We start from the raw sequence: 12,074 nt of genomic DNA on the forward strand, positions 1-12,074 counted from the left end.
TGATGGCTTTAAGAATAGAATATTATCTAAGATAATGGCAATGACTGTTATACAATGCATTAATAAACTAAACAATAGAAATATTAACAACTTAAAAACTCGTATTGCTTAAATGCACCACGGGTTAATTTATATAATGTATTAAAAAATAGATTTATATACTTAAGAAATGAAGAGTCTATTCATAGGCAACGCTTATGAATTAAAAGCTTTCCAAGTGCTATTCAATCTGGTGAAGAGATTATACTCATTCTAAATGTTAAAAAAAGAAATTTTTATTCAAGGAACTTTCTTGATCCGGGTTTAAAGCATCTATTTGAGTGTAAAGAGATATTGTGCAGAGTGAGGGGGTTTAAACTATATAATTTTATTAACTTTGCACACGTTAATTTTTAGATCATGCACAAGCAGACCATTAAAGAAGTTTTAGAAAAGTATAAGGAATTCTTACATCGTGATATCACCGTGTACGGTTGGGTGCGGGCTTTTCGTTCAAACAGATTTATAGCCTTAAACGATGGCTCTACCATTAATAACTTGCAAATTGTAGTTGATTTTCAGAATTTTGACGAGAATATTATTCGAAATATTACAACAGCTTCTTCCTTAAAAATCGTAGGAGAAGTGGTAGAGAGCCAAGGTGCTGGGCAAAACATTGAAATTATTGCAAAAAAAATAAAGGTATTAGGGGATAATTTTACTGAAGATCTTCATAGTACAATTCTCCAACCGAAGAAACACAGCTTAGAAAAACTCCGCGAACAAGCCCATTTAAGATTCAGAACGAACTTGTTCGGAGCTATTTTCAGGGTACGTCATGCCGTTAGTTTTGCCATTCATTCTTTTTTTAACGAAAGAGCCTTTTTCTATATGAATACGCCTATCATTACGGGGGCTGATGCTGAAGGAGCTGGGGAAATGTTTGGGGTAACTAGTTTTGATTTAGAGAATATTCCTAGGACAGAAGATGCCCGCATAGATTATGCACAGGATTTCTTCGGTAGAAAAACAAACCTTACTGTATCTGGGCAGTTAGAAGGAGAGGCTGCAGCGATGGGATTGGGAAGGGTTTATACCTTTGGGCCTACTTTTCGTGCAGAAAATTCTAATACTACCCGTCATTTGGCAGAATTCTGGATGGTAGAGCCTGAAGTAGCGTTTAACAATCTTGAAGATAATATTGATCTTGCCGAAGACTTCTTAAAATATGTTATTCAGTATGTTTTGGATAAATGTAAGGATGATGTGGCTTTTCTGGATAAGCGCTTTGCTGAAGAGCAGAAACAAAAGCCTGAGCGAGATAGGGCGAAAGAAGGGTTGATAGAGAAGTTGGAAAATGTGGTGAAGAAGAGATTTATGCGTGTAAGCTATACCGAAGCTATAGAGATTCTTTTAAACTCAAAAGAAAATAAAAAAGGAAAATTTGCCTATCCTATTGAAAACTGGGGGGCTGATTTACAATCAGAACACGAGAGATATCTCGTGGAAAAGCATTTTGAGGCTCCTGTCGTCTTGTTTAATTACCCTGCAGAGATTAAAGCCTTTTACATGAGAATGAATGAGGACCATAAAACGGTTGCAGCTATGGATGTTCTTTTCCCTGGGATCGGGGAGATTATAGGAGGCTCTCAAAGAGAAGAAAGGCTGGAGGTATTAAAAAATAAAATGCAGATGATGCATGTAGATCCGGAAGAGTTATGGTGGTATATGGATACCCGAAAGTTTGGCTCTGTTCCCCATGCAGGATTTGGATTGGGCTTGGAGCGTCTCGTCCTTTTCGTGACTGGGATGACTAATATTAGGGATGTTATACCTTTTCCTAGAACTCCTAAAAATGCAGAATTTTAAATATATAGGTTTTAAAAAAGCTTTTAGAAAACAATCTAAAGGCTTTTTTATTAAAAATAATGACAAAATCCCTTCCAGCTTATTTTTTGAAATAAAATGCTTAAATTCGTAGTGTTAATTTACCAAGTTGTTCACCAAAAAAACCTATGCTAAAGCAAAACCTACAGATAAAAATCAATCAGAAAATGGCTCCTCAACAGATTCAGTTGATGAAGCTTATTCAGCTTCACACGCTTGAATTTGAGGAAGAGTTACAGAGGGAGCTAGAGGAGAATCCAGCCTTAGAAAAAGCTTCGGATGAAGTTAAAGAGGATGATTTTGATGATTTTGAGGGAGCTTATGATGACGATGAGGGAACAGAGTCTATAGAAACAGATTTTGATGTAGATGAGTATTTATTTGATGACGAACCTTCCTATAAAACCTCGGTTAGTAATTACGCTTCCGATGATGAAGAATTTGATAACCAATCTTTGCTTACAGAAGGTCAATCCTTATACAATTATCTTATAGAGCAAATACGATTGACTACCATTGCTCATGAAAACCTTAAAATAGCCGAATATATTATTGGAAATTTAGACAATGATGGTTATTTACGCAGAGATATAAAGTCATTGGTCAACGATTTGGCTTTCTCGTTAGGGGTTTATACCAGTGCAGACCAGGTAGAAGATATTCTTACCAATTACGTGCAAAAATTAGATCCCCCAGGGGTAGGCGCGAGGGATTTAAGAGAATGTCTCTTATTGCAGATCGAAAAGAAGGTGAGTGATAAACCTGCGGTATTATTAGCCCATAATATTTTACTTCATCAATTTGATGCTTTAAGTAACAAACATTATAATAAGATTATCCATAAATATGATGTCGGAGAAGAAGATCTTAAACAGGCTTTAGCTGAAATAGCTAAACTTTCGCCTAAAGTAGGAGGAGATTTTGACACTCAAACGATTACAATTAACCAAGAGATTATCCCAGATTTTGTTATTTCCGTTAAAGATGGAAAAGTCTCTGCTTCTTTAAATAGTAAAAACGCTCCTCAATTGAGGGTTTCGGATGAATATAAAGAAATCTTATCCACCTATTCTCAAGACAAAACTTCTCAAGAACATAAGCAGGCTGCTTTATTTATTAAGCAAAAGTTAGATGCTGCAAAATGGTATATTGATGCCATTAATCAGCGACAAAATACGCTGATGCAAACGATTAATGCCATTATAGAGCTGCAGATAGATTATTTTATTACTGGAGATGAGAAAAGTATAAAACCCATGATATTAAAAGATGTAGCAGACGTTACTCATTTTGATATCTCTACCATCTCTCGTGTGGTCAAAAGCAAATATGCAGATACTCCTAATGGGATTGTTTATTTAAAAAACCTGTTTTCCGATAGCTTGAAAAATGATGATGGGGAAGAGGTATCTACTAAGCAAATTAAGAAGCATTTGCAGGATATCATTGATAAAGAAAATAAAAGAAAACCTTATACCGATGATGTATTGGTAAGAATGCTTAAAGCCAAAGGTTATAATATTGCTCGCCGAACTATTGCGAAATATCGTGAACAAATGAATATACCGGTAGCAAGATTACGAAAGGAATTATAAGAAAACTAAGAGAGCCGCTTTTAAAAGCGGCTCTCTTAGTTTTAGGCACTTTCCTTTTCTATATGGGTGAGTTGTTGCAGATTTTGGGATAGTTTTTTGAGGAGAATGCCATATACAAGTCTATAGTATACAAAGACTAAGATGATACCGGTGCAACAGGATATTATAATTCCCATGATATACATTGTGTACTTATCCGTCCTAATCTGGAGATGTTGTTGGTGAACATGGAAAATGGGAAAAATGGTGATGAGGGCCATAAAAATAACAAGAAATACAATATTGATCCATATAAATCGATTAACTGATTCTTTAAAAGATATTATTTGTGAAATAAAATTTCTTAGATTGCTTTCGATTTTTATCTTTTTATATTTTTGAAAAAAAATGTAGGCATAGTACAAAATAATAAAAAGACTGATCATTTTGAAAATGAAATAGGCGATGTGGAAGCTCATCTTAATTTTTTGGTCTACTATTATCCCCATCAGGGTGAGCTGAGAGAAATAAATATCACTATTCTCATGTCGGAGCCAAGCAAAAACATTGAGGATTAAAAAAATAGTAAATTCCGCAAAGCTAATCCATAGAATATACCTAATGTAGCTTTGTGATTTTTTATTTAAAATCTCTAAAATATCAGCAGCCTGGTAGTGTGGCCTAATGCTTTGGTTTTGCCAGGTGTTCTTTAACTGGTCTAGATCAAATTCATTCCGCATATTGGATCATTAATTTTTTCAGTGTTTTCTTCAATCGGTTCATTTTTACGCGGGTATTCACTTCTGTAATTCCGATATTTTCAGCGATGTCTTTATACGGAATTCCGTCCAGGTACATGGTAACAATAGCTCTGTCAATATCGTTCAACATTTTAATCACCTTATACAATAGGCTGATTTGTGGTTGGCTGTCATGGGGTTCTTCCAGTACAGGTTGATGGAAATCTGTTAATTCGGCTGTTTTAATAGTTTTTGTATTCTTTCTAAAAAGTGTAATAGCAGTATTAAGGGCTACGCGGTACATCCATGTCGAAATTTTAGAATTTCCTTTAAAAGAGTCGTAAGAACGCCATAATTGTAACACGATTTCTTGAAAAAGATCTCGTTGGTCATCTAGATTATGGGTATATAGCCTTGCAACTTTAATTATCAGACCTTGGTTGTCTTGGATTAGTTTAGAGAAATCTTGTTCCTTTGGTGACATTTTTCATCAAGTGATAAGGAGTAAATTTGTTACGAATATAAAAAAAAGATTTAGAATCATAGATAAGTGTAAGGATACGTCTTTTTACAGAAAGGGCAATCATAAAATAAGCCCTGAAACGGATAAGGATCGGGAATAAGGTATAGCCGCTAAATTTTGCTGGTGGTGAAGTTTATTTATCCCGTTTCCAGAGTTCTTAATTGAGAGGAAAACTTTATCTTTGCACTCGACAAGCGCGGCCTGTTGATCCTTTAAGGGTAGGAAAGTCCGGACACCATAGGGCAACATAGCGGTTAATGGCCGTCATCCGCGAGGATAGGACAAGTGCAACAGAAAGCAAGTACAGTTCGGCTGTAGTGAAATCAGGTAAACTCTATGTGGTGCAATGCTATGTATACCGGCAATTAAGGGCAGCCCGCCCAATGCCGGGGGGTAAGCAGCTACATTGTGTTGGTAACAATACAGGGAGATAAATAACAGGCACCTCTCTTCTAAGGGGGTACAGAATCCGGCTTATAGCGCTTGTCTTTTTTTTATTTTATAAGCAAGTTTTTATAGGTCTGAAGGTTTAACAAAGTGTCCTCTCCTAGCCGGGGGAATTTAGGGTCTATATGTTTTAAAGTATCAATAATAATCTGACAGGCTGCTATTCTTGTAAACCATTTTTGATCTGCCGGTAATACATACCAAGGTGCATCTGCTGTAGAGGTTTCATTGATAGCCTCTTCATAAGCTTTCTGGTAATCGTCCCACAATAAACGTTCTTTAAGATCATTTTCCGAGAATTTCCAGTTTTTATCCGCTTTGTTAATACGGGCTAAAAGTCGTTTTTTTTGTTCTTTTTTGGAGACGTGAAGAAAAAATTTAACAATATGTGTTCCGTTTTGTACCAGATGTTTTTCGAAGTTCCGAATGCTTTCATATCGGTTTTGCCAAAAAGTAGTATCAATTTGCTTAATATCTTTCCATACATGTTCATGTAGATTAAATTCAGGGTGAACTTTACAGATTAGGACGCTTTCATAATGAGATCGATTAAAAATCCCAATTTTACCTTTATCGGGTAAAGCTTTATAGTGTCTCCATAGGAAATCATGGTTATATTCTTTAGAGCTAGGAGTTTTAAAGCTCGTCACTTCGCATCCCTGCGGGTTTATGCCGCTCATCACATGTTGTATAAGGCTGTCCTTACCTGCGGCATCCATAGCTTGTATAACGATTAAAAGGGATTGACTACCATCTGCATATAATTTTTCTTGTAGCTGATAAAGCTTTGCTTTCTCTTCTTCTAATATAGCGAGGGCACCCCTTTTGTCTATTTTACCTTGATATCCAGTAGGTGTCTTTTTGATAGAGAATTTATTCTTGATTCTAAAATTCTGGCTAAAACCTTTACTCATTTTGTTTGGGATTTTTGATTTTAGTAACATTCATATAGGTTTTTATTTTAATTAAATATGTAGATGAAAAAAGGTGGTTTTAAAATTAATTTAAACCACCTTTTTTCAAAAAATAAGCGCTTCATTTTGTGGTTAGGCAAATATTATTTAGTATGAACCACTTGAAGTCAGTATTTTTAATTTTTGCTTTGCGAAGAGAGAATATTTCCGGTAATCCAAACTACGCTCCTTTGATTTTCTGGGTCATTGGAGTAGACTTCTATTAATTTTTTAAAGCTTCCTGTTAATTTAGTGTCGTAACCTACTTTAAGTTGTGTGCTTTTGCCTGGTAGGATAGGATCTTTGCTCCACTGAGGGGTGGTGCAGCCGCAAGAAGCTTTCACATTAGTGAGAATAAGCGGTTTGTTTCCTTTATTTGTGATGGTGAACATTCTTTCTCCGTTGGAGTTTTGTGCAATATTTCCATATTCCAATGTGGTTTTATCAAAAGAAATAGACTGTGCAGCACATAGAGCGAAGGTGCCCGTTAAAAATAATCCTAAAAATAGTTTTTTCATTTTAAATGAATTTTATAGAGTTAGTCCGAATAACAAATTTAACTAATTATTTGATACAGGGTTTTTATATTCATGAGCTTTCCCGTATTTTTGCAACTTATCACATAAAAACATTAATTATCAAACTAATGGAAATTTCCGACAAGTATAATCCTCAAGTAGCAGAACAAAAGTGGTACCAATATTGGCAGGATAACAAATTTTTTCATTCGGAACCCGATGAAAGAGTCCCTTATACCATAGTGATTCCTCCACCTAATGTTACCGGTATTTTGCATATGGGACATATGCTAAATAATACGCTGCAGGATGTATTAATCCGTCGGGCTCGGATGCGGGGTTATAATGCGTGTTGGGTACCCGGAACCGATCATGCCTCAATTGCTACTGAAGCTAAGGTGGTCGCTAAATTAAAAGCCGAAGGAATTTCCAAAAAAGAGATAGGGCGTGAAAAATTTTTAGAACATGCCTGGCAGTGGACACACCAATATGGGGGGACCATTTTAGAACAGTTGAAAAAGCTCGGATGCTCTTGTGATTGGGAAAGATCCCGCTTTACAATGGAAGATGGCTTATCACAATCCGTAACAAAGGTATTCGTAGATCTCTATAACAGAGGAATGATTTATCGTGGGTATAAAATGGTAAATTGGGATCCAGAGGCGAAAACCAATATTTCGGATGAAGAAGTAATTTATAAAGAACAAAACGGGAAATTATATTTTTTAAAGTATCAGATTGTAGGCTCGGATGAATTTTTAACTGTTGCTACCACGCGTCCTGAAACTTTATTTGGAGATACCGCGGTATGTATTCATCCACATGATGAACGCTACAGTCATCTTAAAGGTCAAAAAGTCAGAGTTCCCATAGCGGGGAGGGAAGTACCTATTATTGAGGATGAATATGTGGATATTGATTTTGGTACCGGGGTTCTAAAAATAACACCCGCTCACGATGTTAATGATTATGAAATCGGAAAACGCCATGGTTTGCAAGTGATAGACTCTATGGATGAGGATGCTCGTCTCAATGAGTATGGGAAGCACTATCAGGGAAAAGATAGATTTACCGTAAGAAAAGAAATTGTTAAAGAGTTGGAGGAGAAAGCTTTGTTACTAAAAGCTGAAGATTATCTTAACAAAGTGGGAACCTCCGAAAGAACAGGAGCGGTAATAGAACCTAGAATTTCAGTACAATGGTTTCTTAAAATGCAAAGACTTGCAAAGCCAGCATTAGATGTGGTGATGAATGGAGAGATAAAATTTTATCCTGAAAAGTTTAAAAACACCTACCGACATTGGATGGAAAATGTGCATGATTGGAATATTTCTCGTCAATTGTGGTGGGGGCACCGGATTCCAGCCTATTATTATGCTTCAGGAGAAGACGACTTTGTGGTGGCCGAAAATATTGAAGAAGCGCTTAAACTTGCTCAGGAAAAGACAGGCAACTCAAAACTATCGATATCGGATCTAAGACAAGATGAAGATGCTCTGGATACCTGGTTTTCTTCTTGGTTATGGCCTATATCTGTATTCGATGGTATATTAGATCCTCATAATAAAGATATTAATTACTATTACCCTACCTCAGATTTGATTACCGGGCCTGATATTATATTCTTCTGGGTGGCGAGAATGATTATGGCAGGGCAGGAATTTAAACAACAGATTCCTTTTCAAAATGTTTACTTTACGGGTATCGTAAGAGATAAGCAGCGCCGTAAGATGTCTAAATCTTTAGGCAACTCACCGGATCCCATAGATTTAATTAACCAATATGGAGCAGATGGTGTACGGGTTGGTATTTTGTTAAGTTCTGCTGCAGGGAATGATCTTTTGTTTGACGAAGAGCTGATGCTGCAGGGGCGTAATTTTGCGACCAAGATATGGAATGCCTTTAAATTGACTCAAAGTTGGAAGAAAGATGATAGAGAGATTTCTATTGAGATTGAGCAGGCGATTGCGTGGTTCGAGGCCGAATTTAATAAAGCGATAGCCGAAATAAATGATCAATTTAAAAAGTTCAGAATTTCAGATGCTCTTCATCTATTGTATAAATTAATATGGGATGATTATTGTTCTTGGTATCTTGAGATCGTAAAACCAAAATATGGAGAGGCCATCAGTCAGCAGGTATATGATAAAACCATGGTTTTCTTTGAAGATCTGATGAAGTTTTTACATCCGTTTATGCCATTTTTAACAGAGGAAATATGGCAGTCTATGAGGCTGCGATTACCTGCTGAAGCATTGATAATTACCCAACAAAACCAAGAATCAGATTTTGATCCGGAAATCATAAGCAACTTTGCTCAGACACAGGAAATTGTTTCAGGAATTAGAAATTATCGTCAAAGCAAAGGTATTTCTCCAAAAGAGCAGCTAGAGGTTTATACTCAGGTAGAGCATTGGGAGAATGAAGCTGTCATTAAAAAATTAGCTAACATTGGTGAAATTCATTATGCTCAGAAAAACGATAAACCGAGTTTCACCTTTTTAATAGGTGCTGTAGAATGTTCTATCCCATTCAGTGAAAATCTAGATCTCGCTGAAGAAAAAAAGAAAACCGAAGACGAATTGAAGTATTTAAAAGGTTTCCTGACATCTGTAGAAAAAAAATTAGCTAATGAAAAATTTATGGCTGGTGCCCCGAAACAGGTGGTCGACAATGAACGAAAGAAACAAAAAGATACTCAGGAAAAAATAGCTTTGTTAGAAGAAAAAATCAAAACGCTATAATTTTCAGCTTATTCTATTCCAGAAACATTGAACCTATATTATGCAAAAGGTCTTTTTTATTCTCGTTTTTAATGAATCATTATGGATTGTATAGAAAATATACATAAGCTTTTTTCAAAGAATTTTGTAGAAACCCCTTCGTTGGAGAGTTATGATGTGGGTTTGTTAGCCATAACCACAGGGGAAATTGTGGCCAGCGATCCTTTAATTACACCAGATAAACCTGCTTTTGAGCAAGTATTTCCCATAGGAGATTTTCAGGTTAATATCCATAAAGAGAGGGATCGTAATTGTGTGGCTTATGCAGAGGTAGTTTTCCAACAATCCGAAGTGAGAGAATGGAATTTGGCCACCACCCCGGGGCAGAACGTAAAAGATTTAAAAGAAGGAGAAATATTCGGGTATCCTGTAGAAAGTGGTATGGGTTGTTTTATGGACTATGAGACCCAAAGTTTACTCCACCATTTGGAGCAGGAGATATTTCAAAGAAAAGCAGCAGATTTTGGAGGTATTTATGATGAATTTTTTCATCCCTATTTTTTTGAAGGTCCGCAAGCTGTCCATCAATATGCACTGCTAAAGCCGTATGGAGAGAAAAAAAACAATATTTTTGCTTTTGAAGCAGGTTTTGGGGAAGGTTTTTATGCCAGTTATATCGGGTATGATAAAAAGGGAATACCTGTAAAATTAATTACTGAATTTATTGAAATAATAGTAGATTAGTCTTATGAAATTTTCAAGCCACACCCCCAAAATTGTAGTAGTGGGAAGTTCTTCTATAGATCTAGTTCTGACGACAGAACATCATCCTTTTATTAATGAAACAGTACTGGCGACTCAAACCGATTTGTTTTTAGGTGGCAAGGGAGCTAATCAAGCTGTGGGCACAAGTCGCTTGGGCGCACAGGTGTACTTAGTAGGGTGTGTGGGAAGAGATGCGAATGGAGCCAGTGTGCTGGAAAATTTGGAAGGAGAAGGAATTGATGTAGGCTTTGTCCATCAAAACTCAACGCAACCTACAGGGACGGCTTATGTTACTTATGCACACGGCAATATCAGTATAGTGGTGGTTCCTGCGGCCAACAACTTTATTACCACAACAGATATTGATAAGGCAGAGACTATCATTAAAGAGGCAGATTTGGTATTGACACAGCTTGAAATTCCTATAGCTGCTGTAAATCACCTTTTTAATTTATGCGAAAAAAGTAAGACTAGAATAGGCCTTTATGCATCTCCTGCGAAATTTGTGCCCGCATACATGATCGAAGCTTCCACTTTTATTGTAGCGAAAAGTAATGATTTATCTGTTATATTTGGAGAAGCTAACGATGATAAAGTTCTCAAAAGACTCCCCAATAAGTTATTTATTAGAGATGGCATTAATTCCACCTTATACTTTAATGGTGAAGAGATGAAATATTACCGCAAAGAGCCCGCCACTACGGCTCATAAGATGGGAATGGGGGATGCTTTTACCTCAGGTTTTGCCATAGCCTTTTGCCATGGAAATGAGATTCGAGACTGTGTGCGATTTGGGAATGAAGTTGCACTCAAGGTCTCCGCCAGTAGGGGGTCTCAGACAGGATTACCTTACTTAGAAGATTTTAATGCTTAAGTTTTTGATACGCTATAAATAACCGAATACTAAAAATAAAAGTGATTCTAAAAAGAGGTAGATTTTGAAAATATCAACATCATCCCTTCTTACAAGTATTTACTTCAAATAGCTTTTAGGCTTTACTATTTGTTTTATTTTCTACCTCATAGTCTATCAGAAACAGAGTCTTATAGTGAAACTTTTTAATTCCAAAAAGTTTTTATATGCTTACTCTATACCATTAAAGAGAGCCCCGTTCGAGGAACGACCGTTTGTAAATAAATATAGAGGCATGGGCTCCTGATAGTAGGTGTATTTTTGAGTTTTTTCCCCGATGAACAATACTGTTGGAGCTATTTTTATGTATCTTTATCTTTTACTTTTACTGTTTTTGGTAAAAGGAGAGCAAATTTTATAAAAACTTATCACTTTTTCTTAAAAAATAAGGATGTTTATATGGATGATTTAGTGTCAAAAACAGTTGAATTTGTAAAGCAAAAATTGCAGGGAGCTGAAGCGGGGCACGATTGGTTCCATATTGAAAGAGTGTGGAAACTTTCGATCAAGCTTGCGGAAAAAGAAAGTGTCAATTTGGAAGTAATCCATCTGGGAGCTTTATTACATGATATCGCGGATCCTAAATTTCATGATGGGAACGAGAAAATAGGACCAGAAACGGCCTGTTCTTTTTTACAAAGTCAGCAGGTAGAACCAGAGGTTATTCAGCAAGTTGTATTCATAATAAGAAATATATCCTTTAAGAATAGAACTGAAACAGCCAAGCATAAGCCCATAGAATTACAGATTGTTCAGGATGCAGACCGTTTGGACGCTATGGGGGCAATTGGTATTGCGAGGTTGTTTAATTTTGGAGGTTTTAAAAATAACCCCATCCATATTCCTGAGGAAAAACCTCGCTTAAATTTTTGTAAAGAAGAATATAAGAAATCGAAGGGAACGAGTATTAATCATTTTTATGAAAAATTATTGTTATTAAAAAGTATGATGAATACACCTACTGGTAAAGAGATGGCAGCAATAAGGCATCAATATATGGAAGATTTTTTACAGCAATTTTACAACGAATGGAATGTGGTAGTATAGGGCTA

General features: G+C 36.1%; 10 protein-coding genes, 1 other RNA gene and 1 pseudogene. 8 read left to right on the plus strand and 4 right to left on the minus strand.

Annotated features, from left to right (window positions below; all coding sequences use genetic code 11):
- The 3 genes and pseudogenes from GNY06_RS15675 to rpoN all read left to right on the plus strand — a co-directional run.
- Positions 1-112 (plus strand): annotated as a pseudogene (locus GNY06_RS15675) (IS982 family transposase); the annotation flags it as partial.
- A 287-nt stretch (positions 113-399) separates the two neighbouring features.
- A complete protein-coding gene (gene asnS, locus GNY06_RS08010; RefSeq protein ID WP_166519593.1) occupies positions 400-1,848 on the plus strand; it encodes an asparagine--tRNA ligase in 1,449 nt (482 codons plus the stop codon).
- A 146-nt stretch (positions 1,849-1,994) separates the two neighbouring features.
- Positions 1,995-3,461, plus strand: coding sequence for an RNA polymerase factor sigma-54 (rpoN, locus tag GNY06_RS08015; protein WP_166519594.1), 1,467 nt, complete (start codon positions 1,995-1,997; stop codon positions 3,459-3,461).
- Between the two features lie 41 nt (positions 3,462-3,502).
- Here the strand turns inward: rpoN and GNY06_RS08020 are convergent, their stop codons facing one another.
- Positions 3,503-4,180 carry a hypothetical protein gene (locus GNY06_RS08020; RefSeq protein ID WP_166519595.1) on the minus strand — a complete coding sequence of 226 codons (678 nt, stop codon included), beginning with the start codon at positions 4,178-4,180 and terminating at the stop codon, positions 3,503-3,505.
- On the minus strand, positions 4,170-4,664 hold the full coding sequence (locus GNY06_RS08025; protein ID WP_166519596.1) for an RNA polymerase sigma factor: 495 nt from the start codon (positions 4,662-4,664) through the stop codon (positions 4,170-4,172). Before GNY06_RS08025 ends, GNY06_RS08020 begins: the two co-directional genes overlap by 11 nt.
- Before the next feature lie 227 nt (positions 4,665-4,891).
- Between GNY06_RS08025 and rnpB the strand changes: the two genes are divergently transcribed.
- Positions 4,892-5,196: RNase P RNA component class A (rnpB, locus tag GNY06_RS08030), an RNA gene on the plus strand.
- 1 nt (position 5,197) lies between these two features.
- On the opposite strand, the gene GNY06_RS08035 is transcribed toward rnpB, so the two are convergent.
- Both GNY06_RS08035 and GNY06_RS08040 read right to left on the minus strand, forming a co-directional pair.
- Positions 5,198-6,064 (minus strand): PPK2 family polyphosphate kinase, encoded by an 867-nt coding sequence (locus tag GNY06_RS08035; RefSeq protein ID WP_166519597.1) that lies wholly within the window; start codon positions 6,062-6,064, stop codon positions 5,198-5,200.
- 176 nt (positions 6,065-6,240) lie between these two features.
- A complete protein-coding gene (locus GNY06_RS08040; protein WP_166519598.1) occupies positions 6,241-6,621 on the minus strand; it encodes a DUF1573 domain-containing protein in 381 nt (126 codons plus the stop codon).
- Between the two features lie 128 nt (positions 6,622-6,749).
- On the opposite strand from GNY06_RS08040, the gene GNY06_RS08045 reads away from it, so the two are divergent.
- From GNY06_RS08045 to GNY06_RS08060, 4 genes are all read left to right on the plus strand, one after another.
- On the plus strand, positions 6,750-9,365 hold the full coding sequence (locus GNY06_RS08045) for a valine--tRNA ligase (protein ID WP_166519599.1): 2,616 nt from the start codon (positions 6,750-6,752) through the stop codon (positions 9,363-9,365).
- An 81-nt stretch (positions 9,366-9,446) separates the two neighbouring features.
- Positions 9,447-10,088, plus strand: a complete 642-nt coding sequence (locus tag GNY06_RS08050; protein ID WP_166519600.1) for a DUF4241 domain-containing protein — start codon at positions 9,447-9,449, stop codon at positions 10,086-10,088.
- 4 nt (positions 10,089-10,092) lie between these two features.
- Entirely contained in the window at positions 10,093-10,983 is an 891-nt protein-coding gene (locus GNY06_RS08055) for a ribokinase (protein ID WP_166519601.1), read from the plus strand.
- Between the two features lie 438 nt (positions 10,984-11,421).
- Complete coding sequence (locus GNY06_RS08060) at positions 11,422-12,069, plus strand: HD domain-containing protein (protein ID WP_166519602.1); 648 nt, start codon at positions 11,422-11,424, stop codon at positions 12,067-12,069.
- Positions 12,070-12,074: the final 5 nt, after the last annotated feature.

This window comes from Elizabethkingia argenteiflava, from assembly GCF_009904105.1.
Lineage (GTDB): Bacteria > Bacteroidota > Bacteroidia > Flavobacteriales > Weeksellaceae > Elizabethkingia > Elizabethkingia argenteiflava.